25 protein-coding genes, 1 other RNA gene and 2 pseudogenes are annotated in these 25,293 nt (G+C 64.2%); 16 read left to right on the top strand and 12 right to left on the bottom strand.

The window, feature by feature from the left end:
* Window positions 1-4: 4 nt before the first annotated feature.
* The 3 genes from CO731_RS26260 to CO731_RS26250 form a co-directional block, all read right to left on the bottom strand.
* Window positions 5-1,876, bottom strand: a complete 1,872-nt coding sequence (locus CO731_RS26260; RefSeq protein ID WP_199914524.1) for an extracellular solute-binding protein — start codon at window positions 1,874-1,876, stop codon at window positions 5-7.
* Complete coding sequence (locus tag CO731_RS26255; protein WP_108609515.1) at window positions 1,873-3,756, bottom strand: extracellular solute-binding protein; 1,884 nt, start codon at window positions 3,754-3,756, stop codon at window positions 1,873-1,875. The genes CO731_RS26260 and CO731_RS26255 overlap by 4 nt, the downstream gene beginning before the upstream one ends.
* Window positions 3,757-3,909: 153 nt before the next feature.
* Window positions 3,910-4,614 (bottom strand): cytochrome c family protein, encoded by a 705-nt coding sequence (locus CO731_RS26250; protein ID WP_108609514.1) that lies wholly within the window; start codon window positions 4,612-4,614, stop codon window positions 3,910-3,912.
* A gap of 201 nt (window positions 4,615-4,815) precedes the next feature.
* Between CO731_RS26250 and CO731_RS26245 the strand changes: the two genes are divergently transcribed.
* The 3 genes from CO731_RS26245 to CO731_RS26235 all read left to right on the top strand — a co-directional run bounded on the left by CO731_RS26245 (window position 4,816) and on the right by CO731_RS26235 (window position 7,287).
* Window positions 4,816-5,544, top strand: coding sequence for a 3-deoxy-manno-octulosonate cytidylyltransferase (locus CO731_RS26245; RefSeq protein ID WP_108609513.1), 729 nt, complete (start codon window positions 4,816-4,818; stop codon window positions 5,542-5,544).
* Between the two features lie 16 nt (window positions 5,545-5,560).
* Window positions 5,561-6,427 (top strand): prephenate dehydratase, encoded by an 867-nt coding sequence (locus CO731_RS26240; protein ID WP_108609512.1) that lies wholly within the window; start codon window positions 5,561-5,563, stop codon window positions 6,425-6,427.
* A 77-nt stretch (window positions 6,428-6,504) separates the two neighbouring features.
* Window positions 6,505-7,287 carry a class I SAM-dependent methyltransferase gene (locus tag CO731_RS26235; protein WP_108609511.1) on the top strand — a complete coding sequence of 261 codons (783 nt, stop codon included), beginning with the start codon at window positions 6,505-6,507 and terminating at the stop codon, window positions 7,285-7,287.
* Window positions 7,288-7,320: 33 nt separating this feature from the next.
* Here the strand turns inward: CO731_RS26235 and CO731_RS26230 are convergent, their stop codons facing one another.
* The 3 genes from CO731_RS26230 to CO731_RS26220 are packed head-to-tail and all read right to left on the bottom strand — an operon-like array spanning window position 7,321 to window position 9,598.
* Window positions 7,321-8,226: a helix-turn-helix domain-containing GNAT family N-acetyltransferase gene (locus CO731_RS26230; protein ID WP_245439539.1), complete on the bottom strand. Its 906-nt coding sequence runs from the start codon at window positions 8,224-8,226 to the stop codon at window positions 7,321-7,323.
* A gap of 27 nt (window positions 8,227-8,253) precedes the next feature.
* The gene (gene nudC / locus CO731_RS26225; RefSeq protein WP_108609509.1) at window positions 8,254-9,210 is read right to left on the bottom strand and encodes an NAD(+) diphosphatase; all 957 of its coding nucleotides are present in this window, start codon (window positions 9,208-9,210) and stop codon (window positions 8,254-8,256) included.
* Window positions 9,211-9,244: 34 nt separating this feature from the next.
* Window positions 9,245-9,598 (bottom strand): HIT family protein, encoded by a 354-nt coding sequence (locus CO731_RS26220; RefSeq protein WP_245439956.1) that lies wholly within the window; start codon window positions 9,596-9,598, stop codon window positions 9,245-9,247.
* A gap of 251 nt (window positions 9,599-9,849) precedes the next feature.
* Between CO731_RS26220 and ffs the strand changes: the two genes are divergently transcribed.
* The 3 genes from ffs to CO731_RS26205 all read left to right on the top strand — a co-directional run bounded on the left by ffs (window position 9,850) and on the right by CO731_RS26205 (window position 12,229).
* An RNA gene (ffs, locus tag CO731_RS26215) (signal recognition particle sRNA small type) lies at window positions 9,850-9,946 on the top strand.
* A 123-nt stretch (window positions 9,947-10,069) separates the two neighbouring features.
* On the top strand, window positions 10,070-11,887 hold the full coding sequence (locus tag CO731_RS26210; RefSeq protein WP_108609507.1) for a DNA polymerase III subunit gamma/tau: 1,818 nt from the start codon (window positions 10,070-10,072) through the stop codon (window positions 11,885-11,887).
* Window positions 11,888-11,905: 18 nt separating this feature from the next.
* Entirely contained in the window at window positions 11,906-12,229 is a 324-nt protein-coding gene (locus CO731_RS26205; protein WP_108609506.1) for a YbaB/EbfC family nucleoid-associated protein, read from the top strand.
* Window positions 12,230-12,341: 112 nt separating this feature from the next.
* On the opposite strand, the gene CO731_RS26200 is transcribed toward CO731_RS26205, so the two are convergent.
* Window positions 12,342-13,382, bottom strand: a complete 1,041-nt coding sequence (locus tag CO731_RS26200) for a zinc-dependent alcohol dehydrogenase family protein (protein WP_108610074.1) — start codon at window positions 13,380-13,382, stop codon at window positions 12,342-12,344.
* A 181-nt stretch (window positions 13,383-13,563) separates the two neighbouring features.
* Between CO731_RS26200 and CO731_RS26195 the strand changes: the two genes are divergently transcribed.
* From CO731_RS26195 to CO731_RS26180, 3 genes are all read left to right on the top strand, one after another.
* Window positions 13,564-14,280, top strand: coding sequence for a cell wall hydrolase (locus tag CO731_RS26195; RefSeq protein ID WP_108609505.1), 717 nt, complete (start codon window positions 13,564-13,566; stop codon window positions 14,278-14,280).
* A 106-nt stretch (window positions 14,281-14,386) separates the two neighbouring features.
* On the top strand, window positions 14,387-14,992 hold the full coding sequence (recR, locus tag CO731_RS26190) for a recombination mediator RecR (RefSeq protein ID WP_108609504.1): 606 nt from the start codon (window positions 14,387-14,389) through the stop codon (window positions 14,990-14,992).
* A gap of 220 nt (window positions 14,993-15,212) precedes the next feature.
* Window positions 15,213-16,442, top strand: a complete 1,230-nt coding sequence (locus CO731_RS26180) for a lytic murein transglycosylase (RefSeq protein ID WP_343207436.1) — start codon at window positions 15,213-15,215, stop codon at window positions 16,440-16,442.
* Between the two features lie 206 nt (window positions 16,443-16,648).
* Here CO731_RS26180 and CO731_RS26175 read toward each other — a convergent pair whose 3' ends face one another.
* Both CO731_RS26175 and CO731_RS26170 read right to left on the bottom strand, forming a co-directional pair.
* Window positions 16,649-17,650 carry an LLM class flavin-dependent oxidoreductase gene (locus CO731_RS26175; RefSeq protein WP_108609502.1) on the bottom strand — a complete coding sequence of 334 codons (1,002 nt, stop codon included), beginning with the start codon at window positions 17,648-17,650 and terminating at the stop codon, window positions 16,649-16,651.
* 96 nt (window positions 17,651-17,746) lie between these two features.
* Window positions 17,747-18,799, bottom strand: coding sequence for an LLM class flavin-dependent oxidoreductase (locus tag CO731_RS26170; protein ID WP_108609501.1), 1,053 nt, complete (start codon window positions 18,797-18,799; stop codon window positions 17,747-17,749).
* Window positions 18,800-19,017: 218 nt separating this feature from the next.
* Here CO731_RS26170 and CO731_RS26165 point away from each other — a divergent pair, with 218 nt between their 5' ends.
* Complete coding sequence (locus CO731_RS26165; protein ID WP_108609500.1) at window positions 19,018-19,446, top strand: DUF6481 family protein; 429 nt, start codon at window positions 19,018-19,020, stop codon at window positions 19,444-19,446.
* A gap of 205 nt (window positions 19,447-19,651) precedes the next feature.
* On the opposite strand, the gene sugE is transcribed toward CO731_RS26165, so the two are convergent.
* Window positions 19,652-19,966, bottom strand: coding sequence for a quaternary ammonium compound efflux SMR transporter SugE (gene sugE / locus CO731_RS26160; RefSeq protein ID WP_108610073.1), 315 nt, complete (start codon window positions 19,964-19,966; stop codon window positions 19,652-19,654).
* Between the two features lie 159 nt (window positions 19,967-20,125).
* Window positions 20,126-20,251 carry a hypothetical protein gene (locus CO731_RS29550; protein ID WP_108609499.1) on the bottom strand — a complete coding sequence of 42 codons (126 nt, stop codon included), beginning with the start codon at window positions 20,249-20,251 and terminating at the stop codon, window positions 20,126-20,128.
* Between the two features lie 149 nt (window positions 20,252-20,400).
* Here CO731_RS29550 and CO731_RS26150 point away from each other — a divergent pair, with 149 nt between their 5' ends.
* Entirely contained in the window at window positions 20,401-21,375 is a 975-nt protein-coding gene (locus CO731_RS26150; RefSeq protein WP_108609498.1) for a cation diffusion facilitator family transporter, read from the top strand.
* A 27-nt stretch (window positions 21,376-21,402) separates the two neighbouring features.
* A pseudogene (locus CO731_RS26145) lies at window positions 21,403-21,794 on the top strand (GFA family protein).
* Window positions 21,795-21,801: 7 nt separating this feature from the next.
* Here CO731_RS26145 and CO731_RS26140 read toward each other — a convergent pair.
* The gene (locus tag CO731_RS26140) at window positions 21,802-23,067 is read right to left on the bottom strand and encodes a DNA recombination protein RmuC (protein WP_108610072.1); all 1,266 of its coding nucleotides are present in this window, start codon (window positions 23,065-23,067) and stop codon (window positions 21,802-21,804) included.
* Between the two features lie 103 nt (window positions 23,068-23,170).
* On the opposite strand from CO731_RS26140, the gene def reads away from it, so the two are divergent.
* The 4 genes and pseudogenes from def to CO731_RS26120 all read left to right on the top strand — a co-directional run bounded on the left by def (window position 23,171) and on the right by CO731_RS26120 (window position 25,288).
* The gene (def, locus tag CO731_RS26135; protein ID WP_108609497.1) at window positions 23,171-23,701 is read left to right on the top strand and encodes a peptide deformylase; all 531 of its coding nucleotides are present in this window, start codon (window positions 23,171-23,173) and stop codon (window positions 23,699-23,701) included.
* A pseudogene (locus CO731_RS29615) lies at window positions 23,698-23,798 on the top strand (type II toxin-antitoxin system VapC family toxin); the annotation flags it as partial. The gene def and the pseudogene CO731_RS29615, both read left to right, overlap by 4 nt.
* A 48-nt stretch (window positions 23,799-23,846) precedes the next feature.
* On the top strand, window positions 23,847-24,782 hold the full coding sequence (gene fmt, locus CO731_RS26125; RefSeq protein ID WP_108609496.1) for a methionyl-tRNA formyltransferase: 936 nt from the start codon (window positions 23,847-23,849) through the stop codon (window positions 24,780-24,782).
* Entirely contained in the window at window positions 24,779-25,288 is a 510-nt protein-coding gene (locus CO731_RS26120) for an N-acetyltransferase (RefSeq protein ID WP_108609495.1), read from the top strand. The genes fmt and CO731_RS26120 overlap by 4 nt, the downstream gene beginning before the upstream one ends.
* Window positions 25,289-25,293: the final 5 nt, after the last annotated feature.

Genomic DNA, 25,293 nt, shown 5'->3' with positions numbered 1-25,293 from the left:
AATCTCAGGTCTTGCCAATACGTGCAGCCTTGTCCTTGTCGAACCACCACATCGCCTCGATGGGGAAGCCGAAATCCGGTTTCGGCTCTTTGAAGCCGAACATGTCCCAGAATGCGGCGCGGTGATTCGCCGAAAACCAATTTGGAATCCAGTCTTGCCGGGCGCGCAAGACCCGGTCCAGAGCCCGCATGGCGACTGTCAGCGCTTCGCGATCCTTGGCCGCACCCACGGCGTCGATCAAGGCGTCGATGGCGGGGTCGGCGGTGCCGGGCAGGTTGGTCGAGCCCTGCAGGGCGGCCGAGCGCGAATGGAACAGCCCGTCGATCTCGTCGCGGCTGGGGGTCGCCGAAAAAGAGGCCGCGGCCGAAATGGCGTCATAGTCGAATGTTGTCTGCCGCGCCTGGTGCTGGGTCGAATCGACCATGCGCAGCGATGCCGCGATGCCGATCGCCTTCATGTTCTCGACCCAGGGTGAAAAGACGCGGACCAGGGAGTCGTCGTCGACGAGGATTTCGAGCGTCAGCTGCTCGCCTTTGGCGTTGCGCAGACTGCCGTCCTTGCGGGTCCAGCCGGCGTCGGCGAGCAGTTTCGAAGCCTTGCCGAGCAGCTTGCGGTCTCGGCCCGAGCCGTCCGACGGCGGCTGCAGCACTGCCTCGCCGAAGGCCTCGTCGGGGATGCGGCCCCGGAACGGTTCGAGCAATGCCAGTTCCTCGGGCGTGGGCAAGCCCTCGGCACGGTAAGCCGATTTCTCGAAGGTCGACTGCGAACGCTCATAGGCGCCGTAGAACAGGTTGCGGTTGGTCCATTCGAAGTCGAAGCACAGCGCAATCGCCTGCCGCACGCGCGCGTCGCGAAAGCGCTCGCGCCGCTGGTTGAGCGCCAGTGCCTGCATCGCTGGGCGCTTTTCGCTAGGGAATTCGCGCTTGACCACCTTGCCGGCCTTCAGTGCTGGAAAGTCGTAGCCGGTTGCCCAGACGCGGGAGACGTATTCCTGCCGATAGAGGATGGCGCCCTTCTTGAAGGCCTCGAAGGCGGCCTGCCGGTCCTGGTAGAACTCGATGCGGATGCGGTCGAAATTGTAGAGGCCGCGATTGATCGGCAGGTCGCGTCCCCAATAGTCGGCTACCCGCTCGAACTCGATGGTCTGCCCAGGCGAGACGCGGCCGACCTTGTAGGGGCCGGAGCCCAGCGGCGCCTTGAGCTGGGAGCCGTCGAACGGATTGGCCTCGAAGAAAGCCTTGGCCGGGATCGGGTATGTCGCGATGTCGAGGACGGTACGGTCCGACTGCTGGCCGTCGAAGCTGAGCCGCAGCGTGTGCGCGTCGAGCGCCTTCGCCTCCTTGAGATGGCTGAGCGGCAAAAGCAGGTTCGGATGGCCATTCTTCTTGAAAAGATCGAAGGCGTAGGCCGCGTCTTGCGCCGTGAACGGCGTGCCGTCGTTGAAGCGCGCTTCGGGCCTCAGCGCGAAATCGAAACTGTTGCGGTCGTCGGAAATGGTCACCGACTGCGCCAGCAGGCCGTAGATGGCGTCGGGCTCGTCGATCGCCCGCGTCATCAGCGAATCGTAGCACAGCTCCATGCGTGGCGGGGAATCGCCCCTGGCGACGAAGGTATTCAGCGTGTTGAAGGTCTGCGGGTTCTGGTTGAAGACCCAGTAGGACGGCGAAAAGTTGAACGTACCGCCCTTGGGGGCGTCGGCATTGACGAAGTCGAGATGCGTGAAGTCCGGGCCATATTTGAGATCGCCGAAGGCCGACAGGCCGTGCAGCCCCACACCGGTGGGGCTCGCCGCGAACACGCGTCCCGGCATCAGCGGTGCTGCGGCAACTGCAGCACCAAGCGCCAGGAAATCGCGACGGGTCGGGCGCGGTCTCAATTGGCTCCCTTGTACTTGGCGGCAAGTGCCGCCTCCTTGTCCTTGTCGATCCACCAGGAATCGATGTCGGCGCCGATGAAGCTCGGCTGCTTTTCAGGGATGCCGAACTTGTTCCAGTAGGCAAGCCACAACACCGACCGGTGGTATTGCGGCACGACGTAGTAGTTCCACAACAGCACGCGGTCGAGCGCGTGGGTGGCGGCCAACAGGTCGTCGCGATCGGTGGCGAAGATGACGCGTTCGACCAGCGCATCGACGATGGGGTCGCCGATGCCCATGATGTTGCGCGAACCGGGCTTGGCGGCGGCCTTCGAACTCCAGAAGTCGCGCTGCTCATTGCCCGGCGAGGACGACTGGTTGAGTGTCGTCGTTGTCGCGTCGAAGTCGAATTCATTGATCCGGTTGATGTACTGGCTGGTGTCGACCATGCGCAGCGTCGCGTCGATGCCAAGCCGACGCAGACTGTCGATGAAGGGGCTGGCGATGACCTCGTCGGTGGCGTCCTTGCCGAGGAACTCGATCTTGAACTGCTCGCCGGTCTTTTCGTTCATCAGCTTGCCGCCGCTGGCGCGCCAGCCGGCCTCGGCGAACAGCGATATCGCCTGGCGCAGATACTGCCGTTCCGCCTGGGGCGTGTCGTAGACGGGCAGCTTGAATTCCTCCGTGAAGAGTTCGGGTGGCAGCTTGTCCTTGAAAGGCGTGAGAAGCTCCAGCTCCTTGCCGGTCGGCAGGCCGCTCGAGGCGAGATCCTGGCCCTGGAAGTAGCTGTTGGTGCGGGTGTTGAGCCCGAAGAACAGCGTGCGGTTCATGTATTCGAAATTGTATGCCAGCGTCAGCGCCTGCCTGACGCGACGGTCCTGGAACTGCGGCCGACGCAGGTTGAGCGCGTAGCCTTGGAACGGTTCGCCCGACGAGGTCTTGAATTCCTGCTTGATGACGTCGCCGGCCTTGAACGCCGGGAAATTGTACTGCGTCGACCAGCGGCGCGAGCTGTTCTCGGGCTTGACGTCCTCGAACCCGCCCTTGGTGAAGGCCTGCCAATCGGCATTGTCGTCGAGGAAATAGGTGTAGCGGCGCTTGTCGAAATTGTTGCGCCCGACATTGACCCCGACGTTGGCCGCCCAATGGTCGGGCACGCGTGTCCAGACGATCTCGGTGCCCGGCTTGAAGCTATCGACCTTGTAGGGGCCCGAGCCGAGCGGGATTTCGAGCGTTGGCCGGGTCACGTCGCGCTTCTTGCCCGAAGCGTCGTTGGCTTCCCACCAGTGCTTGGGCAGGACCACCAGATCGCCGATGATTTTGGGAAGCTCGCGATTACCCTTCTGGTCGAAGCGGAACTCGACCTCGCGATCCGAGACCGCCACGGCTTCCTTCACATTGGCATAATACTGGCCGTATTGCGGGCTGTTGGCCTTCAGCACATTGAACGACCAGACGACATCGTCGGTCGTGATCGGCTTGCCGTCGTGCCACTTGGCGCGCGCGTCGATGCGGTAGGTCGCAGAGGAATAATCGGCAGGGTATTTGTAGGCATCGGCGACCAGTGGATGGCTGGTGCTGGGCTCGTCGAGCGATTGCTCCATCAGCGTTTCATAGAGCAAACCGCCACCGAAATAAGTGAAGCCAGCGGCCGATGCGCCTTTGACTATATATGGGTTGAAGCTGTCGAAGGTGCCGCCGACGGTCGAATTCAGCGTGCCGCCCTTGGGCGCGTCCGGATTAACGTAGTCGTAACGCTTGAAGTCCTGTCCATATTTCGAGGGACCGGTCAGCGAGGAACTGGTTTGCCACTCCTGGGCGCTCGCCGGCAGCAGCATGCCCGACGCCAGAACAGCGGCGAGGCCGGCGGTTGCAAATATCCTGGTCAGGCAAGCCTTCATGAAATTCCCCTTCGCCCGGTGCTTCGCGCCACTCTAATTGTTTCCCGACGCATGGAAACCGCACGTTGGACGATTGTCGTCGCATGTTTGCGGCGGGCAACAAAAAAGCCGGGTCAAACCCGGCTTTTTCAAGATGCGAAGATTATAAATCGGTTAGTGCGCGGCCGGAGCCGGAGCTGCACCCTCTGCCGGTGCTGCCGGGGCAGCGCCCTCTGCGGGAGCAGCCGGTGCGGCGCCTCCAGCGGGAGCTGCCGGAGCCTCGCCAGCCGGCGCTGCTGTCGGCTCAGCGGCAGGAGCCGCGTCTGCCGCGGGCAGCGGTGCCGGGCTGTCCGACTGCGAGTTCAGATAGGCCAGCAGGTTGGCGCGCTCGTCATCCTTCTTGATGCCGGCAAAGCCCATCGCCGTGCCCTTGATGTAGCCCTTCGGCGAAGCCAGGAAGTGGTTCAGGTGCTCGAAGTCCCAGACGACCGAACCGCCCTGCGAAAATTCCTTCATCGCGCCCGAATAGGAGAAGCCTTCATGCGAGGCGATCGGACGGTTGACCACGGCCCAGAGATCCGGTCCGACCTTGTTGGGGCCACCCTTTTCGATGGAGTGGCAGGCTGTGCACTTCTTGAACACGGCAGCACCCGCTTCTGCATTGGCGCTGGCCAGCAGCTGGGCGACCGGTACTGCGGCTGGAGCGGCTTCGCCACCACCTGCTGCTGCGCCACCTTCTTCGGCAGCCTCGATGGCAAAGCCCGGCTTCTCGGGAACCGGCGCAGCGAAGATCGCGTCCGAGACCAGCGAGATGGAGAACACCACAAAGGCAGTGCCCAGCAGGCCGCCGAGCACCTTGTTGATTTCGAATGAGTCCATACGCCCCTGGCTCCCTTATCCGGCCGATCGCCATCCTCTGCGACCGTTGCCGTTTGTCGGTATCGTCTATCGCCCGGCCGGCCGGGTGAAATCGCGCGGAAACTAGGTCTTTTGCTTGCCGGTTGCAACACCTATAAGGGCGCTTCCAGTGAGACCTTTTGACACTTTTCCACGCCATTTCGAGACAGCCGCAGCCAAGCCATGTCCACTCTCGTCCTGATCCCCGCCCGCATGGCCTCGACGCGCCTTCCGGGCAAGCCGCTCGCCGACATCGCCGGCCGCCCGATGATCGTCCATGTCGCCGCCCGCGCTTCGGAAAGCGGCCTGGGCCGTGTCGTGGTGGCCACCGATACCGACGTCGTCGCGGAAACGGTGAGGGCGCATGGCTTCGAGGCGGTGATGACACGCGCCGACCATGAGTCGGGTTCGGACCGCATCTTCGAGGCGCTGACCAGGCTCGATCCCAAGGGCGAGGTCGACACGGTGGTCAACGTCCAGGGCGACTTGCCGACCATCGACCCGGAACTGATCCGGGCTGCCTTCCGGCCATTGGCTGAAGCAGCCGTCGACATTGCCACGCTCGGCGTCGAGATCGTCCGAGAGGAAGAAAAGACCAACCCCAACGTCGTCAAGATCGTCGGCTCCGCCCTTTCGGTGCAGCGTCTGAAGGCGCTCTATTTTACGCGCGCGACTGCCCCCTGGGGCGAGGGGCCGCTCTACCACCACATCGGGCTCTATGCGTATCGCCGCGCGGCACTCGAACGGTTCGTCCGGCTTGGGCCGTCACCGCTCGAAAAGCGCGAGCGCCTCGAGCAGTTGCGCGCGCTCGAAGCCGGCATGCGCATCGACGCCGAGATCGTCTCGTCGGTACCGCTCGGCGTAGATACGCCCGAAGACCTCGAACGTGCCCGCGAAATCCTCTCCAGATAGACAAGACAGGCCAACCATGCCGACCAGTACCAACAAGATTGCCTTCCAGGGCGAGCCGGGCGCCAATTCCGACACCGCCTGCCGCAACGTCTATCCGACCATGGAACCGTTGCCGTGCCCGACCTTCGAGGACGCATTCAATGCGGTCGAGACCGGCAAGGCGGATCTCGCCATGATCCCGATCGAAAACACGATCGCCGGCCGCGTCGCCGACATCCATCACCTTTTGCCTGAATCCAAGCTGCACATCGTCGGCGAATATTTCCTGCCGATCCATTTTCAGCTGATGGTGCTGCCGGGCGTCAAGCGCTCCGAGATCAAGACCGTGCACAGCCACATCCACGCACTCGGACAGTGCCGCAAATACATCCGCAAGAACAACTGGAAGCCGGTCGTTGCCGGCGATACCGCCGGTGCGGCCAAGCTCGTCGCCGAGGTCAAGGACCGCACGATGGCAGCACTTGCGCCGCGTCTGGCCTCGTCGCTCTACGGCCTCGACATCCTCGAGGAGAACGTCGAGGACACTGAAAACAACATCACCCGTTTCGTCGTCCTGTCCAAGGGCAAGAGCTGGGCCGAGCGCACCAATCCCGAGACGAAGATGATGACGACCTTCGTCTTCCGCGTCCGCAACGTGCCGGCCGCCCTCTACAAGGCCATGGGCGGCTTCGCCACCAATGGCGTCAACATGACCAAGCTGGAAAGCTACCAGCTCGGCGGCGAGTTCACCGCCACCCAATTCTATTCCGATATCGAGGGTCACCCCGACGACCGTCTCGTGGCGCTTGCCTTGGAGGAGCTGCGTTTCTTCACTCGCGAGGTGCGCATCCTCGGCGTCTACGAAGCCAATGAGTTCCGCGGCACGCAGGCCAACGGCGACTGAGCCGCAGCCTGCTCACCGCAGATTGAATTGTGAGTTCGCCGCACCTGGCGCAGCATCGTCCACGCTAGGACGTCGTCATGGGCACGGCAGCAATCCAGGGTGAATTGTGGGGCGCCAAGGCGCGAGACTGGGCGGAGGCCCAGGAACCCGCCTGGCTGCCGGTGTTTGGGGCCGCCATGGCTCTGGCCGGCGTCGGGCAGGGCAGGCGACTGCTCGACATCGGCTGCGGCACCGGCGGGGCACTCGTGATCGCTCGCGATCGTGGGGCGGAGGTTTCAGGCATCGACGCCTCGGAGGCCTTCGTCGCCATTGCGCGGGAGCGCCTGCCGGACGCCCAGATAGAAGCCGGCGAGATGGAGGAACTGCCCTTCGCTGACGGTGCCTTCGATATCGTGACCGGCATCAATTCGTTCCAATTCGCGGGCGACATGATTCGTGCGCTGGGCGAGGCCGCTCGCGTCTGTGACAGCGGTGGCAGCGTTTTCATGCTGGTCTGGGGGCAGCGGGATAGATGCCAGCTGCAATTGGCGGCGATACGGGCGCTCGGTCCATTGCTGCCGCCATCACCTGTGCCGCCCCTTCCACTCGCCGAGCCTGGCGTGATCGAGGGCCTTCTGCGCATGGCAGGGCTGACACCGATCGGTTCTGGCGTGCTTGACGAGACCATCGCCTTTCCCGATTCCGGCACGGCATTGCGTGCCTTTGCCTCGGCCGGGATGGTCACCCGAGCCGAGCGCCATTCAGGCGCCCATAAGGTTCGCGACGCGCTTGCCGACGCAATCAGGCCCTATATTCGTGGGGATGGTCAGGTCATGCTTGCCAACCAGTTTCGCTGGGTGAAGGCCGTGCCGGAGTTTTAGGCGCGTGTCGCCAGATGCTGCCGGCGAAGTGCTCTACAGGCGTTTCTCGAACCAGTGGTCGGCATAGGGATTGTCGTTGAAGCGCGCAATTTCCTCGTAGCCCTCACGGCGGTAGAGAGTCTGCGCCTCCTTGAGCGCCCGGTTGGTGTCGAGGCACACCGTTTTCGCGCCAAGACCTGCCGCGATCGCTTCCAGCTTGAGCAGCAGGCGGCTGGCAATGCCAAGCCCGCGTGCGGAAGGCGCGACCCACATCCGCTTGATCTCCGCGGTCGTGGCATCGATCATGCGCAGTGCCGCGCAGCCTACGGGGCGTCCGTCAAGCCGTGCGATCACGAAACTGCCACGGGGAGGGATGAACTCTTCCTCTGTGGTTGTGTTTCCCCTGGCCGGGTCGAACCCCTTTTCGAAACGCTCTGCGAGTTCGTCGAAATACTGCGCCAGGCATTGCCGCGCTTCCGCAGAATTGGGAGCCTCCTCGCCGATCGTGATCGACGCTGCCATAAGCAGGCGCTCGACCTCTGCCATCGCGGCAACGAGGCGATCTCGCCGCGACACCGAAAGCGGATCGAGAATGGAATTCGCCAATTCGTCCGACAAGGCGTCATAGGCTGCGTGCTCGTCGCGGCCCTTTTGGGTCAGCGTCGCGCGGCGGCTGCGGGCGTCGCCGGCGTGTTTGCCGACGGCGACGAGGCCCTGTGCCTCGAGCGAACGCAACATCCGGCTGAGATAGCCCGAATCCAGCCCAAGCCGCGAGCGGAGCACGCCGAGCCCCGCGCCTTCCAGCCCGATTTCGAAAATGACCCGTGCCTCGCCGAGCGGGCGCCCACGGCTGAGATAGCTGTCTTCCAGCACGCCAATACGGCGGGTCACCGTGCGGTTGAAGCTGCGAATCCGGGTGACTTGCAGAGCCTTGTCCATTGCCTGACTATAGTCAGGCATGTGCGGGCAGGCAAGAATTATCGGACTTTAGTCAGGCATTTTGTTGAGCGTTTTCGCCCAAGCGTGGATCAGCTGGTGGGCGATGGCGTGGGGCGGCGGCACCCGGAGTTCTCCGGGGTGCGTGCCGTCGAGCATCTGCAGCACCTCGGCACGGGAAAACCAGCGGCAATCCTCGAGCTCGGCGGTATCAGGCACGATGTCCTCGTTCAGCGCTTCGCCATAGCAGCCGATCATCAGCGAGTAGGGGAACGGCCAGGGCTGGCTCGAGTGGTAGACGACGCGGCCGAGCCTGATGCCGGATTCCTCCAGCGTTTCGCGCCGCACCGCCGCCTCGATCGTTTCGCCCGGCTCGATGAAGCCGGCGAGCGCCGAGTAGACCCCGGGCGCGAAATGCCGGCCCCGCCCCATCAGGCACCGGTCGCCCGACACGGTCAGCATGATGGCCACCGGGTCGGTGCGCGGGAAGTGCTCGGCGTCGCAGGAAGTGCACCGCCGCTTGTAGCCGCCGGCGCGCATCTCGGTCGGCCCGCCGCAGCGGCCGCAGAAACGGTGGGTTGCATGCCAGGCGAGCAGGGCGGCACCTTGCGCCATGGCACCGAGGCCGGCGCCGTCGATCAGGCCTTGCGTCAGGATCGAGCGGAAATCGACCGCCTTGAGGTGCTCGGGCAGGGTTTCCGGCTCGACGGCGACAGGCACCGCGAGCATGGCGACATCGTCGACCCGGCCGAGCAGGATCGCGGCGTCGGGTTGGATGCCGATGGTCTGGGCTGCGGTGACCGTGAAATATGGGCTGGCCGCGCCGGTGCTGAAATCGAGCACCAACCGTCCCGCGCCGATCAGCAGCAACCGCGCGCCGGGCTCGGCCAACGCCAGCCGGGCGGAATCGTCGCTGCGCTTTTCCGACTGGCGGTCGATGACGTTGCCGGCAAAACCGAGGAACTGGCTGGCTTCGCGCTCGGGCGCGTTGGACAGGCTGAAATGCATTGCGTGGACTCAGGCGCTGGGTCGGGGGATGCCCTTATAGGGCGGCCTTGATGTTCTCGGCAAACCGGTGGAGGTCGTCGCGGCGATAAGGCTCGCGCACGCCATGGCCCCAGACCGGGCCGGGCCAGCCGGGGTCGCCCTCGGAGCGGGCGACGACATGGAAATGCAGCTGCCGCACGACATTGCCGAGTGCACCGCTGTTGATCTTGGCGCAGCCGGTTACGCGCTTCAGCGCATGGGCCACCATGTTGCTTTCGAAGGTCAGCATGGCTTGGTCGAGCGGGGTCAGGTCGTGGATTTCCTCGATGCCGGAGCGTTGCGGCACCAGGATCAGCCAGGGCCAGCGCTGGTCGTTCATGACGCGCAATTCGCACAAGCCAAGCCACATCAAGGGCTCGCTGTCGGTGTCGAGACGCGAATCCAGCGCAAACCCGGCCTTGAGCCCCGACATCATTGGCGTTTTCCCTGTTCATGCGGAGGCTAGAGCCTGCCTGCTGCCGCTGCAAGCGAATCATTGCTCTCGGCCGCCGTGCTTCGATCAATCTGATGGGCTACCGTAGGGACGATAGAGGGGCATGTTTGCAGGCGGTGCCTGCTTGGCTCTTGCAATTGCTGCGGCAATTGCCGATATGGGGATTGGGAGGTTGGTGGTGGACGATCCACTCGCCAACCGGGTCAGGTCCGGAAGGAAGCAGCCCTAACGAGCCCGGAACGGGTCATTGTTCCAGCCTCCCGCCTCTTCGCCCTTCTCCGCGTCATTGACGGCGTTGCGCCGTGCGGGCGAAACTCGTTTCGCGGAATCGGCTCCTTTGGGGTCGAGGCAGGGGCGCCACTACGAACGGGCGAGCGAACGGGGCGGATGAGCGAAGCCGGACAAACCGATAAGAGCAAGGCTTACCGCGTTCTCGCGCGCAAGTACCGCCCTGCGGATTTCTCAGCCCTCGTCGGCCAGGAGCCGATGGTCCAGACGCTGACCAACGCTTTTTCCAGCGGGCGCATCGCCCAGGCCTGGATGCTGACCGGCGTCCGCGGCGTCGGCAAGACCACCACCGCCCGCATTCTGGCCCGTGCCCTCAACTACAAGACCCCGGACATCGACCGGCCGTCGGTCGACCTGTCGGTGCTCGGCGAGCATTGCCAGTCGATCATGGAAGGCCGCCATGTCGATGTCATCGAAATGGACGCGGCCTCCCACACCGGCATCGACGACATCAGGGACATCATCGAGCGCGTACGCTATGCGCCCGTTTCGGCGCGCTACAAGGTCTACATCATCGATGAGGTGCACATGCTCTCGACGCAGGCCTTTAACGGCCTGCTGAAGACGCTGGAAGAGCCACCTCCGCATGTGAAATTCATCTTCGCCACCACCGAAATCCGCAAAGTTCCGATCACGGTGCTGTCGCGCTGCCAGCGCTTCGACCTGCGCCGCATCGATGCCGGCAAGCTGGTCGGCCATCTCAGGAGTATCGCCCAGCAGGAAGGCATTGCGGTCGAGGATGACGCGCTTGCCATGGTTGCCCGTGCAGCCGAAGGCTCGGCGCGCGATTCCCTTTCGATCCTCGATCAGGCCATCGCCCATGGCGGCGGCAAGGTGACGACGGATGCGGTGCGCGCCATGCTCGGCCTTGCCGACCGTGCCCGTGTCGTCGACCTGTTCGAAAACGTCATGAAGGGCGACATCGCCGCTGCCCTTGGCGAACTGCGCGCCCAGTATGACACCGGCGCCGACCCGGTCGCCGTGCTCAACGATCTCGCCGAATTCACCCATCTCGTCACGCGCCTGCGTTTCGTGCCTTCGGCGGCCGACGACGCCTCGCTGTCGGAAGACGAGCGCAAGAGGGGCGGGGAGTTCGCCCAGAGCTTGTCGGTCAGGGTCCTGTCCCGCGCGTGGCAGATGCTGCTCAAGGGTATCCCCGAAGTGCAGTCGTCCAATCGGCCTGTCAGCGCCGCAGAGATGGTGCTGATCCGGCTGGCGCACGCCGCCGACCTGCCGACGCTCGACGAGGCGTTGAAGTCGCTGGGCGATGCGCCGTCACAACCCGCATCCGGCCCACGCAATGGCGGCATGCCTGCCGGCGGCGGCGATGGTGGACCTGGCGCTTCGGCCGTTTCCCAAGCCCGCATGCCGGTCAGCAATGGCGGTGGCCAGGCCATGCGCCTGGTGGAAACGACGCCTGCACCCACAGCTTTTGTCGCGCCGACGCCGGCACCCGAGCCGGTGGCCGACGCGGTGCCGGTCAAGTCGATCGCTGATCTGGCGGCGCTTGCCGAAACCAATCGCGAGATGGCCTTCAAGGTGCTGATCCGCCGCGTGGTTCGGCCGGTCCGCATCGAGCCGGGCCATATCGAGGTCAGCCTGACCGCGGACGCGCCACGGACTTTTCTCAACGACCTGACCACCAAGCTGAAGGCCTGGACCGGGCGCCACTGGCTGGTGTCGCTTTCGAAGGACGAAGGCGGTGCCACGCTCGCCGAGATCGAGGCCAACAAGCGCGAGGTCGCCCTTACCGATGCGAAGGCCGATCCCACCGTGGCCGCGATCCTGTCGCGCTTTCCCGGCGCCAAGATCATCGACGTGCGCCTGCCAACGCAGCCGGACGCGCCCGACCTGGATACCGACACCGAGTTGCCGCCCGATCCCGGCGTGGACAACGACGATGACGACCCCTTCTGAGACGAAAGGAATACGACCATGAAGGATCTGCTCGGCCTGATGGGCAAAGCGAAGGAAATGCAGGCCAAACTCCAGGCCATGCAGGAAGAGGTCGCCCTGATCGAAGCCACCGGCCAGTCCGGCGGCGGGCTCGTCACCGTCACCCTTTCCGGCAAGTCGGAGATGAAGTCGCTGAAGATCGACCCGTCGTTGTTGAAGGAAGGCGAGGGCGAGATCCTCGAGGACCTGATCGTCGCCGCCCACAACGACGCCAAGGCCAAGGTCGAGGCGACGATGCAGGAAAAGACCAAGGCGCTGACGGCAGGCCTGCCGATCCCGCCCGGCATGAAGCTGCCGTTCTAAGACGAGCGAATAGTGAGTAGGGAATAGCGGGGCGGCGCTTGATTATCAGGCGCCGTTGCTCATCAATCTATTCGCTATTCGCTATTCGCTATTCGCTATTCGCTACTTGCCCCTAGAACCTCGTCACCACGCTGATCCCAAGCCCCTCGAACCGGTCCATCGCCATCAGTGCGGCGGGCGCTTCGTTGAGGCTGAGATGCTTGCCGACCAGCATCTGCGGCTTGAGCGTGCCGGCGTCGATCATCTCCATCATTGCCTGGTAGCGGAACGCCTGCATGCCGTGACTGCCGAGGATTTCGAGCTCGTGGGCAATCACCTTGTCCATCGGAATCCTGGGGTGATGGTGATCGCCGAGCATCAGCCCGACCTGCACGTGCCGGCCGCGGCGACGCAAATTGGCGATCGAGTTGAAGCAGGTGGTGGGATGGCCGAGCGCGTCGAGCGAAAGATGCGCGCCGCCTTTGGTGATCTCCCTGACAGCACCGACGACGTCCTTGTCGCCTGAGGCATTGATCGTCGCCACGGCGCCGACTTTCCTGGCGAACTCCAGCTTGTCGTCGGCGAGGTCGATGGCAATCACGTTGGCCCCGGCAGCCGCCGCGATCATGATCGCCGACAGCCCGACGCCACCGCAGCCGTGCACGGCGACCCATTCGCCCGGTTTGACCCGGCCCTGATCGACGACCGCGCGGAAAGAGGTGACAAAGCGGCAGCCGAGGCTGGCCGCCGTGGCGAAGTCCAGCTTTTCCGGCAGCCCCACCAGATTGGTGTCGGCGAAATCGACGGCGACATATTCGGCAAACGAGCCCCAGGCGGTGAAGCCGGGCTGGAACTGATGTTCGCAGACCTGGTGGTTGCCCGACGTGCATTCGAAGCAGCGGCCGCAACCGCCGACGAATGGCACGGTGACGCGGTCGCCTACTTTCCACTGCGTCACCAGCTTGCCCAGAGCCGAGACCGTGCCGGCAAGCTCGTGGCCCGGCACGTGCGGCAGCACGATGTCGGCATCGTGCCCCATCCAGCCGTGCCAGTCGCTGCGGCACAGTCCGGTCGCCTCGACCTTGATCACCACGCCTGCTGGCGAAGGCGTCGGATCGGCCACGTTCTGTATCTTTGGCGGCTGGCCGAATTGCTCGAACAGGACAGCTTTCACGATCGTCTTCCTCTGCTTCTCGGCCGTTGCGCCGCGTCTTGGCAAGCGACCATAGCGACCGGGCGTTGCAGAGGCGACCCTGCCTATTGCCACATTTCGGCCTTCGGCCATCATTTTGCCCGAAATGGGCTCATTGTTGCTGCAATCTGGGGACGTGGCGGGACTGCAAGAGGGGCGCTTTTTGATCGCCAACAAATGGAAGATGCCGATCCTTGTCGGCATCCTGACCTCGCCGTTTATCGTGTCCGGATGCACCACCAGCAAACTCGCTGACGGGGTCACCACGAGTTCGGTTCGTTCCGGTTCCTACGCCTATACGGCGAAGGACAAGGAGTGCCTGGCGCGGGCGATGTTCTTCGAATCCAACCGCTCGAGCCGCGACGGCCTCGTTGCCGTCGGCAGCGTCGTCATGAACCGCCTCAAGTCGGGCGAATATGGCGAAACGGTCTGCGGTGTGGTCGGCCAGAAAGGCCAGTTCGCGCCCGGCGTGCTGTCGCGGCCGATGAATTCGAAAGCCTTGCCCGACGTGCAGGCGGCTGCCGACGCCGTGCTCAAGGGCGAACGTCACCCGAAGGTGAAGCCCGAAGTGATGTTCTTCCACACGGCCGGGCTGAAGTTTCCCTACAAGAACATGCACTACACGACAGTGGCCGGCGGCAATGCCTTCTACGAGAAGCGCAGCCGCAGGAAGCCGCTGCCTGCAGCGATCGAGGCCGAAACCATGGTCGCTTCAGCCGAACCGCAGGCGCTGCCGGGCGTTGTCGAGGAGAAGCCGACGACCGTCGCTTCCGCCGGTTCCGATGCGGCACTGGCCAGTGCCATGTCGTTCCAGGCGACATCCGAGGATGCCGACGCGATCGGCGCGCTGATTGCCAGCCAGGACAGGCCGATGCAATGAGTGAGGGAATAGGGAGTAGCGAATAGGGCAAGAAGACAAGGGCTGCCGGTTGGCGCTTCGTCACTATTCGCTACTCACCATTCGCTCCTCGTTTTATACCGCTTCCATGTCGAAGCGAATCGCCGGTCCCGAGATCGAACGCCTGATTCAGCTGCTGGCCAAGGTGCCGGGGCTTGGGCCCCGTTCGGCCCGCCGCGCAGCCCTCCATTTGATCAAGAAGAAAGAGCAGCTGCTGGCACCTCTGGCTGCCGCCATGGGCGAAGCGGTCGACAAGGTGCGTGTCTGCTCGACCTGCGGCAATGTCGATACCTCCGATCCCTGCATGATCTGCACCGATCCGCGTCGCGACCCGACCACCATCATCGTCGTCGAGGACGTGTCGGATCTCTGGGCGCTGGAGCGGGCTGGCGCCATGAATGCGCGTTTCCATGTGCTTGGTGGCACGCTGTCGCCGCTGGATGGCGTGGGGCCGGACCAGCTGACCATCAAACAACTGGTGACCCGCATCGCCGAGGGCGGCGTCAGCGAGGTCATCCTGGCGGTCAACGCCACCGTCGAGGGCCAGACCACGGCGCACTATCTCACCGACCAGCTCTCCGGCTTCGACGTGAAGATCACGCGGCTGGCACATGGCGTGCCGGTCGGTGGCGAACTCGATTATCTCGACGAGGGCACGCTTTCCGCGGCCCTCAAGTCGCGGACCGTGTTTTGACGCAATTGGCTTGCAGGGAGGTTGGATGATCGGCGCCCTAAGTTGCCCCCCTCTGTCCTGCCGGACATCTCCCCCACAAGGGGGGAGATCAGCCCTCATCGCATCTTTGGCCAATCTCCACCGTCGTTGCACGACGAGCGGTGAGGGCGCAGCCGCCAATCTCCCCCCTTGTGGGGGAGATGCTTGCCAGGACAGAGGGGGGCAACGTGGAGCGCAATCCTTGCGCCAGTTCCTGGCTTCGCTGGTGATAGGACTCTTGGCCTGCGCCGCCCCAGCCTCCGCTGCCCCCATCGACAGCCAGTTCCAGGCCTGGCTGGCGAAGGACCTCTGGCCGGAAGCCAAGGCCAAGGGCATCTCCAGGGCGACGTTCGACGCGGCTTTCGCAGGCGTTTCGCCCAATCTCAAATTGCCCGACCTCGTCTTGCCCGGCGAAAAGCCGAAGACGCCGAAGAAGCAGCACCAGGCCGAGTTTGGCTCGCCAGGCAACTACTTTTCCGAGAAGACCCTGGGTGCGGTCAGTGCAGGCGGGCGCACGCGTGCCGGCTCCAATGCCAAAACGCTTGCCGCGATCGAAAAGCGCTTCGGCGTGCCCCGCGGCGTGGTGCTCGCCATCTGGGGCCGCGAGTCTGGCTTTGGCGCCGCCAAGATGCCTTACGATGCCTTCGAGGTGCTGGGCACCAAGGCATTTCTCGCCACCCGTAAGGACATGTTCCGCAAGGAGTTGCTCGCCGGTCTCGAGATGGTCGAGCGCGGGCTGGTCAGCCGCAAGGCCATGCGCTCGTCCTGGGCCGGCGCGCTTGGCCAGCCGCAGTTCCTGCCGACGTCGTTCCTCGAGCATGCCGTCGATTTCGACGGCGACGGCCGCGCCGACATCTGGAACTCGACGCCCGACACGCTGGCCTCGATCGCCAACTATCTTGTCCATTACGGCTGGGTGAAGGGGCGCGACTGGGGTTTCGAGGTGTCGGTGCCGGATACCGTAACCTGCGCTCTGGAAGGTCCTGACCAGGGCAAAAAAATCGCCGACTGGGCGGCGATGGGCATCGGCCGTATCGGCGGCAAGCCATTCCCGCAAAACGAAGCGAGGGCCGAAGGTTTCCTGATGATGCCGGCGGGACGCAACGGGCCTGCCTTCATCGTCACGCCCAATTTCTACGTGCTCAAGGAATACAACGAGAGCGACGTCTATGCGCTGTTCATCGGCCATGGCGCCGACCGGATCGCGTCAGGCGACAGGCGCTTCGCCGGCAGCTGGGGCAAGGTCGACGGGCTCTACCGCTCCGACATCGCCGCCATGCAGCGTGGGCTGGAAAAGCTCGGCTACGACGTCGGCGGCGCCGATGGGTTGCCGGGGTTCAAGACACGACGGTCCATTGGCGACTGGCAGGCCAAGAACGGTCGCGCAGCGACGTGCTTTCCGGACAAGGGCATCGTCGAGGCGATGCGATAGCGCACTCTTCCTTCTCCCTTTGTGGGAGAAGGTGGCCGAGCGAAGCGAGGTCGGATGAGGGGTGCTGGACGGAGTGCAGCCTTCGAAACTGTGCGTATTCCCGCGCTCGCTCCTGCCGCCTCGTATTTCTTCCAACACCCCTCATCCGTCTCGGCGCTTCGCGCCGATCCACCTTCTCCCACAAGGGGAGAAGGTAAGACACCAGACTAGGCCGCTTTTGCCAGTCCGGCGCCGACTTCCGCCAAAATCTCGTACGACTGCTTGCGCGCCTCATGGTCGAAGACCTGAGCCGTCACCATCAGTTCGTCTGCTCCGGTGCGGGCGATGAACGCCTCGACGCCGCGGCGGACGGTTTCGGGCGAACCGACCACCGCGCAGGCGAGCGTCTGCGACAGCATCTGGCGGGCGACCGGGTCAAGGTCGCGCTCGTAGCCTTCGACCGGGGCCGGAAGCCTGCCTGGGCGGCCGCTGCGCAGATTGACGAAGGCCTGCTGCACCGAGGTGAACAGGAGCTTCGCCTCCGCGTCGGTCTCCGCGGCCACGACATTGATGCCGGCCATGACATAGGGCTTGGCCAGCCGCTCCGAGGGCTGGAAGCGCGAGCGGTAGATCTCGATCGCATGGTCGAGCTCGGCGGGCGCGAAATGCGAGGCGAATGCATAGGGCAGGCCAAGCATGGCGGCGAGTTGCGCGCCATAAAGGCTGGAGCCGAGCACCCAGACCTCGACCTGCTCGCCCTCGCCGGGTACGGCGCGGATGCGCTGCTCCGGCGTCGCCGGCTCGAAGTAGCCCATCAGCTCGACGACATCCTGCGGGAAATTGTCGACGCCGGCTTCGAGATTGCGGCGCAGGGCGCGTGCGGTCAGCATGTCGGTGCCCGGCGCCCGGCCGATGCCGAGGTCGATGCGGCCGGGGTGCAGGGCGGCCAGCGTGCCGAACTGCTCGGCGATCACCAGCGGCGCGTGGTTGGGCAGCATGATGCCGCCGGCGCCGACTCGGATGGTGCTGGTGCCGGCCGCGACATGGGCGATGACGACCGAGGTCGCAGCACTCGCGATGCCGGCCATGTTGTGGTGCTCGGCCAGCCAGTAGCGGTGGAAGCCGAGTGTCTCGGCGTGGCGGGCGAGGTCGAGCGTATTCCGGAGCGATTGCGCGGCAGTGCTGCCTTCGGTGACCGGCGAAAGGTCGAGGACAGAAAGGGTGGTCATGATGCAGCTCCGGCGGGTGGGGACCCGCCGGATATAGGAACCACTATCCTCGCAAACAAACCTTCCCGCTCAGGGTAAGTTTTGGTCCAGCCGGATTCAAGCTGCCGGACCGGCGGGCGAGGCGCCAAGTTCCTTGCGCACCAGCGGCGCCACCTTGGTGCCGTAGAGCTCGATCGCTTTCATGATCTTGTCGTGCGGCATGATGCCGATCGCCATCTGCAGCAGGAAGCGCTCGTTCTTGAACAGCTTGTGCTGTGCCACGATCTTTTCGGCCACCACCTCCGGGTTGCCGACGAACAGCGCGCCTTGCGGCGAACGCGATTGGTCGAAATGCGCCCTTGAAGTCGGTCCCCAGCCGCGCTCGCGGCCGATGCGGTTCATCACCTCGGCCTGCGGTTGGTAGAAGTCGTCGGCCGCCTGCTCGGTGGTTTCGCCGACGAAGCCATGGACGTTGATGCTGGTGGCAAGCTTGGCCGGGTCCTGCCCGCCGCGCCGTGACGCCTCGCGATAGAGGTCGAAAAGCGGTGCGAATCGTGCCGGCTCGCCGCCGATGATGGCAAGCGCCAGCGGCAGGCCGAGCACGCCGGCGCGCGCTGCCGATTGCAGCGTGCCGCCGATGGCGATCCAGATCGGCAGCTTGTCCTGATAGGGGCGGGGATAGACGCCGCGATCGTCGATCGACGCGCGATGCGTGCCCGACCACGTGACGCGCTCGCTGTCGCGCAGCGCCAGCAGCAGGTCGAGCTTTTCGGCGAACAACTCGTCGTAGTCCTCGAGGTTGTAGCCGAACAGCGGGAACGATTCGATGAACGAGCCGCGACCGGCCATGATCTCCGCGCGGCCGCCGGAAAGCTGGTCGAGGGTGGCGAATTGCTGGAACACGCGCACGGGATCGTCGGAGGAAAGCACGGTGACGGCGCTGGTCAGCCGGATGCGCTTGGTGCGCTCGGCTGCGGCAGCAAGCGCGACGACCGGCGCAGAGGCTGCGTAATCCGGGCGGTGGTGCTCGCCAAGACCGAACACATCGAGCCCGACCTGGTCGGCCAGTTCGATTTCTTCGATGAGATTGCGCAACCGCTGATGCGGTCCAATGGCTCCCGGGCCTGCTTCCGGGCTGACGTCGGCAAAAGTGTAAAGGCCAAGTTCCATATCGCTGGTCCTGTCGCTGTCATTCGTGCTACAGGTAGCCATCGCTCCACGAAGCCGCCAGATGCGGACTAGTGAACAATCCATATCGAGATTGGCGCCAAAGAGCGTTTCCTATCCGCAACATCACGCGAATTCATGGGAGACATGCCTTTTTGGCGCTTGAACTCTGCCTTTGCGCGCGTATGTAAGCGGCGCGAAGTGACTCCAGGGAAATCAAATTGGCAATCTACAGGGAAAAAGACGTCTTCGAACGGCGTAACGCCGCCAATGACGCAAAGAAAGCTCTCCTCGAAAAGTACAAGGCACGCCCGGCAGCTGACGATCCAGCGGTTGTGGCACGCCAGGCTGAACGCAAGGCGATCCTAGAGGCACGCGCCATCCGCGAAGCCGAAAAGGAAAAGCTGCGGCAGGAACGCTTGGCTCGTGAAGCCATCGAAAAGGCCGAACGCGAAGCCAAGGCCGAAGCTGAACGCCTGGCCGCCGAAGAGGCCGCGCAGGCGGAAGCCAAGGCACGCGAGGCTGAAGAGGCCGACCGTATCAGCCGCGTGCTCTCCGACGAGGCTGAGCGCAAGGCCAAGCGTGACGCGCGTTACGCAGCGCGCAAGGCGCGCGGCAAGCGGATGCCGCCTTCGGCCAATTTCGGCTGATTGCAGGACACATTCGCCTGAAAGACGCATCGGCCTGCTAGCCAGGTCCGATTGCGCGAATTCTCATTGCTGGTGGTTCGCGACCGGGGTTTTGCCAAGCCCGGGGCGCGGGCCGCTTTGGCGTGTCCGCAGGTCAGTCGGCATGCAGATTGCTGTGGCCCGCCCGGTTGGGCAGGCCAGGCCAGGCCATTTCGCGACTGCGCGATCAGGCGACGAGCTTGAGGCCGACGATGCCGGACACGATCAGGCCGATGCAGGCAAGGCGGAGCGCCGTTGCCGGCTCGCCCAGAAGCCAGATGCCAAGCATCGCCGTGCCGACCGTGCCGATGCCGGTCCAGATGGCATAAGCCGTGCCGACGGGCAGCGTCTTCAGCGCCAGGCCGAGCAGGCCGAGGCTGACGATCATCGAGGCGATGGTGAGGACAGTCGGCATCGGCTTCGAAAAGCCGTCCGTGTATTTCAGCCCGATGGCCCAGCCGATCTCAAACAGTCCAGCAAGAAACAGATAAGTCCAAGCCATGGAACGCTCCATTGGATGGCGGGTCGTCCCGACCGGTTTTTTGGGGGAGGCGCAAGATCGTTCCTGCGCCAGGATAGATGGGGTTTTTGGAAGAAGAATCAACCAGACGCCCGGCCGAGACCGGGCGTCTGGTGATTGATATCAAGCCGAGACCAGAGCCTACTTGTCCTTGATCTTGGTGGCTTGCACCGGAGGCGCCTTGAATGCCGGCGCTGGCGCAGGCTTCTTGGCGTCTTTTTTGGGTTTCCGGGCTTCTTTCCCGGCTTTCATCGCACCCTTGGCCATGATTCGTTTCTCCCGCTGCTGAGACACGAAGTGAAACGCGAAGTTGTCTCGCTTGCAAGAGGGGTGTTGAGCCACCAGCCGCTTGTTTCGCAGCCACGAATTGGCTTGAGCCCAGCCCGGCGCCCGCTACAGTTGCCTCTCGCGAGGAACTGACGGTGGCACACTCCGGCTCCAGATTTGTGATCTTTGCGGCAATCGCCGGCAACCTGCTGATCGCCGTCACCAAGTTTGTCGCCGCCGCCTTCACCGGCAGTTCAGCGATGCTGTCGGAAGGCGTGCACTCGCTGGTCGACACCGGCAACGGGCTTTTGCTGCTCTATGGGCTTCGGCGCGCCGCCCAGCCGCCCGACCGCCTGCATCCATTCGGCCATGGCCGCGAGCTCTATTTCTGGAGTTTCATCGTCGCACTTCTGGTCTTTGCGCTCGGTGCCGGCGTCGCCTTCTATGAGGGCGTGATCCACATGCTCGATCCCGAGCCGATCGAAAACCCGCTCGTCAATTACGTGGTGCTTGGCCTGTGCATGGTCTTTGAAGGTGGCTCCTGGCTGGTCGCGCTCAAGGAGTTCCGGCGCAGCAAGGGCAGCCTCGGCTACATCCAGGCCGTGCGGCGCAGCAAGGATCCCAGCGTCTACACCGTGCTGTTCGAGGATAGCGCAGCCCTGCTCGGGCTGGTCATCGCGCTCATCGGCATTTCCGCGGCGCAGTATTTCGAGCAGCCCTGGATGGACGGCGCCGCATCCATCGGCATCAGCCTGATTCTCGCGGCGACGGCGGTGTTCCTCGCCCGGGAGAGCAAGGGGCTGCTGATGGGAGAGCCCGCCTTGCCCGATATGCAGGCCAAGATCCTGGAGGTTGCCCAGGCCGACCCAGCGGTCGAAAAGGCCAACGGCGTGCTGACGGTGCACATGGGCCCCGAGCAGATCGTCGCTGGCCTCAGCCTCGATTTTGTCGACCACATCTCGGCGGCCGATATCGAAACCTGCGTCGAGCGGCTGGAGAACAAGCTCAAGGCGGAAGTCCCTGAGGTGAGTGCGGTCTTCATCAAGCCGCAGACTTCCGAGCGCTGGCGCGAGCGGCGGGATAGACTTGTGACCGGGGATACGGCGGCGCCCGAGACGGAATAGAATCGTGAGGAAAAGGGAGGAATTTCAATGAAGATTGAAGGCGGCTGCCATTGCGGCGCCATCACCTACACGGTCGACCCTGAGAAGACGGCGATCTGCCATTGCACCGACTGCCAGAAGCTGACCGGCACTGCATTTCGCGTCACGGTTCCGGTCGCAGAGGACAAGATCGCGTTCTCGGGCACACCCAGGATCTACGTGAAGACCGGCGAGAGCGGCAACAAGCGGGCACAGGGCTTTTGCGCCGAATGTGGGTCGCATCTCTTCGCCACCTCGGTCGGCGACGGTCCGAAGGTCTACGGCCTCAGGACCGGTACATCCAGCCAGCGCGAGCAACTGGTTCCGCGCAAGCAGGTTTGGCGGCCCTGCACTGGCTGCCCGCATTCGACGGCATGGAGACGGTCGAGAAGCAGTCCTAGCGACGCCTTATTCGCTTTCCTCGACCACTCGCAGCCTGAGCTGGCCCGTCTTGGAGTCGGCGGCGCGGCCATTCGGCGTTTGAGGTTTCGCGGCTTCGTCCGATTCGCCGGCATGCGAGGCGCCGAATTCCAGTGCCTCGATCTTTTCGCCGCGCTTGGTGACCTTGGACGACGACACCAGGATGTCGTCGATGTCCTTGCTGGCCTGGCCGAAATGGGTCTGCAGCTTGCGCACGCGCTCGTCGAGGCGCCCGACATCCTCCATCAGGCGGATGACTTCGCCCTGGATCAGGTGCGCCTGCTCGCGCATCCGCGCATCCTTGAGGATCGCCTGGATGACCTGGATCGACAGCATCAATAGCGATGGCGAGACGATCACGATGCGGGCGCGATGCGCCCGGTGCACCAGTGATTCGAAATTCTCGTGGATCTCGGCGAAGATCGATTCCGACGGCACGAACATGAACGCCGTGTCCTGCGTCTCGCCCGAGATCAGGTACTTGTCGGCGATCGCCTTGATGTGCACATCGAGATCGCGCCGGAACGCCTGCGCGGCATATTTCTGCGCGTCTGCAGCGCCATCGACGTCGGCTGCGGCACGGATGGCGTTCCAGGCCTCGAGGGGAAACTTGGCATCGATCACCAGCGACGGTGCGCCATTGGGCATCTTGACCAGGCAGTCCGGCCGGTTGTTGTTCGACAGCGTCGCCTGGAACTCATAGGCGCCGAGAGGCAGCCCGTCGGCGACGATCGCCTCCATCCGCGACTGGCCGAAGGCGCCGCGCGTCTGCTTGTTGGACAGGATCGCCTGCAACTGCACCACCTGGCCGGCGAGCGACTGGATGTTGCCCTGGGCTGTGTCGATGACGGCGAGCCGCTCCTGCAGCTTGGCCAGGCTGTCATGCGTCGACTTGGTCTGCTCGGCCATGGTCTGGCCGATACGCCCGGTCATGGCGTCGAGACGCTGGCCCAACGACTGCGTCAGCTCGGCCTGGCGCGCGCCGAAGATGTCGGCAACCGTGCCGAGCCGTCCCTGCATCTCCGCCTGCGCCTGCAGGATGCCGGCCATGCGGGCTTCCGCGTCGCGGGCGTGATCGGCGGCTTCGGCGGCGGCCACTGCGCGCGCCTTTGCCGATCGCCACAAGGCGATCATGAGGACGGCGAGCAGGATCACGAACAGCAGGGCGCCGAAACCAAGCGCCTGGCCGAGGGTGATGATGGTGGCGCCAAGCTGGGCGATGGGAGCGGACAAGATGCTGGAAAGGTCGTTCATGGCCGGCACCATAACCGATTCGCACCGAACGGTCAGATCAAAACAGGAACATCGCCCCATGCCACCGGTTGACGGTTTTATTCCGACATCTTAGTTGAGGCACATGACTATCAAGCCGCTGATCATCCTTCCCGATCCACTGCTGCGCGAGCTTTCCAGGCCCGTGGAGCGCATCGACGACGACGTGCGCAAGTTCGCGCGCGACATGCTCGACACCATGTATGACGCGCCGGGCATCGGCCTTGCCGCCATCCAGGTAGGCGAGCCGCTGCGCATGTTGGTGCTCGACCTTGCCAAGGAGGGCGAGGAGCCCGCGCCGCGCGTCGTCATCAATCCGCAAGTGCTTTCGCGCAGCGACGAACGCTCGGTCTACGAGGAAGGCTGCCTGTCGATCCCCGACTATTATGCCGAGGTCGAGCGTCCGTCGGCGGTTCGGGTCAAGTATCTCGACGAGAACGGCAAGGAGCAGGAGGTCGAGGCCGACGGCCTGCTCGCCACGTGCCTCCAGCACGAGATCGACCACCTCGATGGCGTGCTGTTCATCGACTACATCTCCAAGCTCAAGCGCGACATGGTGCTGCGCAAGTTCAAGAAGCTCGCCAAGGACCGTCCGCCGAGCCGCATGGTGGGTTAATCCCGCTCTGTTTGCCTCAGAGCTCGCCACGCGCAACATCCGCGACTTCGACGGACTTGACCTCAGGCTCGTAAACCCGTTTGAAGCGATGGCCTGAACGGTTGGCCGTCGCCGGCCGGGCTTAGCTTCTGGACTGCATACCCTCATGAGCCTTCGCGTCATCTTCATGGGAACGCCGGATTTTTCCGTGCCGACGCTGCGTGCGATCGTCGCGGCTGGCCACGAGGTCGTCGCCGTCTATTCGCAGCCGCCGCGCGCCGCGGGCCGTCGCGGACTGGAGCTCACGCCCTCGCCGGTGCAGCGCGAGGCTGAGCGGCTGGGCATCGAAATACGCACGCCGCTTTCGCTGAAAAGCGACGCAGAGCATGCGACATTCGCCGGGCTCAAGGCCGATGTCGCCGTGGTCGTGGCCTATGGCTTGTTGCTGCCGAAGGCCATTCTCGAAGGCACTCGATTGGGCTGCTACAACGGCCATGCCTCGCTTCTGCCGCGCTGGCGCGGGGCCGCGCCCATCCAGCGCGCGATCATGGCCGGTGATGCTGAAACCGGCATGATGGTTATGCGGATGGAAGAGGGATTGGACACCGGACCGGTCGGGCGACTTGAAAAAGTCGCGATCGGACCCGACATGACGGCTGGCGAGTTGCACGATCGTCTGATGGCGGTAGGTGCCTCGCTCATGGTAGAAGCGCTGGCTGAGCTCGAAGCGGGCAGACTGGAAACGGTGCCCCAGGCCAGCGAAGGCGTGACCTACGCCAAAAAAATCGATAAAGCGGAGACGCGGATCGATTGGACTTTGCCGGCGACGGCGGTCGACAACAATATCCGCGGCCTGTCGCCATTTCCCGGCGCCTGGTGCGAGTTCGAGATCGGCGGACGGACTGAGCGCTTGAAAGTGCTGCGCTCGAAACGTGCCGCCGGACAAGGAGAGCCGGGAACGGTTCTCGACGACCGGTTGGAGATTGCCTGTGGCGAAGCCGCCGTCAGGCTGGTCGAGGTGCAAAGGGCGGGAGGAAAACCCGTCACCGCGGATGAATTCCTGCGCGGTGCCAAGATCGAAAAAGGAATGAAGTTGTCATGAGCATGATGTCGATCCGGGCGGCAACGCCCCGCGACCGCGAGGCGATCCGCCTCGTCGAAGAACACGCCTTCGGGCAGCAGGCCGAAGCCGGTCTCGTCGATGCACTGGTCGCCGAGGGCGACGCGGTCGTCGAACTGGTGGCCGAAGAAGATGGCGACGTTGTCGGCCACATCCTGTTTTCCAGGCTCTATGTCCAAAACGGCGGCAAGACTGTTCCGGCAGTTGCGCTTGCACCGCTGGCAGTCGAGCCCGATTTCCACGGTACCGGCATCGGTGGCGCGCTGATCCGCGAGGCTCATATCCGCCTCAAGGATGGCGGCGAGACGCTGGCCGTGGTGCTCGGCGATCCGGCCTATTACGGCCGCTTCGGCTATACGCACGACCGCGCGGCCAAGTTCGAAAGCGACTACCAGTGCGAGGCGCTGCAGGCGCTGGCCTGGGGCGATGCGCCCGAGACCGGCCAGCTGGTCTACGCCTCGGCCTTCGGTACGGCTCTGGCCGCGTAAAGCGG

The sequence above is a fragment of the Aminobacter sp. MSH1 genome (assembly GCF_003071665.1).
GTDB classification, from domain to species: domain Bacteria; phylum Pseudomonadota; class Alphaproteobacteria; order Rhizobiales; family Rhizobiaceae; genus Aminobacter; species Aminobacter niigataensis.
The sequence above is the reverse complement of the archived record's forward strand: the minus strand, read 5'-3'. Positions and strand labels throughout refer to the sequence as shown.

Bases quoted from the DNA above. Each gene is read 5' to 3' on its own strand.
- CO731_RS26205 (WP_108609506.1), top strand. From the start codon at position 11,906: ATGAAGGATCTGCTCGGCCTGATGGGCAAAGCGAAGGAAATGCAGGCC.
- CO731_RS26170 (WP_108609501.1), bottom strand. From the start codon at position 18,799: ATGGAACTTGGCCTTTACACTTTTGCCGACGTCAGCCCGGAAGCAGGC.
- nudC (WP_108609509.1), bottom strand. From the start codon at position 9,210: ATGCATTTCAGCCTGTCCAACGCGCCCGAGCGCGAAGCCAGCCAGTTC.
- fmt (WP_108609496.1), top strand. From the start codon at position 23,847: ATGAGCCTTCGCGTCATCTTCATGGGAACGCCGGATTTTTCCGTGCCG.
- CO731_RS26235 (WP_108609511.1), top strand. From the start codon at position 6,505: ATGGGCACGGCAGCAATCCAGGGTGAATTGTGGGGCGCCAAGGCGCGA.
- CO731_RS26140 (WP_108610072.1), bottom strand. From the start codon at position 23,067: ATGAACGACCTTTCCAGCATCTTGTCCGCTCCCATCGCCCAGCTTGGC.
- recR (WP_108609504.1), top strand. From the start codon at position 14,387: ATGTCGAAGCGAATCGCCGGTCCCGAGATCGAACGCCTGATTCAGCTG.
- CO731_RS29550 (WP_108609499.1), bottom strand. From the start codon at position 20,251: ATGGCCAAGGGTGCGATGAAAGCCGGGAAAGAAGCCCGGAAACCCAAA.
- CO731_RS26230 (WP_245439539.1), bottom strand. From the start codon at position 8,226: ATGCCTGACTATAGTCAGGCAATGGACAAGGCTCTGCAAGTCACCCGG.
- CO731_RS26175 (WP_108609502.1), bottom strand. From the start codon at position 17,650: ATGACCACCCTTTCTGTCCTCGACCTTTCGCCGGTCACCGAAGGCAGC.
- CO731_RS26210 (WP_108609507.1), top strand. From the start codon at position 10,070: ATGAGCGAAGCCGGACAAACCGATAAGAGCAAGGCTTACCGCGTTCTC.
- CO731_RS26245 (WP_108609513.1), top strand. From the start codon at position 4,816: ATGTCCACTCTCGTCCTGATCCCCGCCCGCATGGCCTCGACGCGCCTT.
- CO731_RS26250 (WP_108609514.1), bottom strand. From the start codon at position 4,614: ATGGACTCATTCGAAATCAACAAGGTGCTCGGCGGCCTGCTGGGCACT.
- CO731_RS26255 (WP_108609515.1), bottom strand. From the start codon at position 3,756: ATGAAGGCTTGCCTGACCAGGATATTTGCAACCGCCGGCCTCGCCGCT.
- CO731_RS26240 (WP_108609512.1), top strand. From the start codon at position 5,561: ATGCCGACCAGTACCAACAAGATTGCCTTCCAGGGCGAGCCGGGCGCC.
- def (WP_108609497.1), top strand. From the start codon at position 23,171: ATGACTATCAAGCCGCTGATCATCCTTCCCGATCCACTGCTGCGCGAG.
- sugE (WP_108610073.1), bottom strand. From the start codon at position 19,966: ATGGCTTGGACTTATCTGTTTCTTGCTGGACTGTTTGAGATCGGCTGG.
- CO731_RS26220 (WP_245439956.1), bottom strand. From the start codon at position 9,598: ATGTGGCTTGGCTTGTGCGAATTGCGCGTCATGAACGACCAGCGCTGG.
- CO731_RS26120 (WP_108609495.1), top strand. From the start codon at position 24,779: ATGAGCATGATGTCGATCCGGGCGGCAACGCCCCGCGACCGCGAGGCG.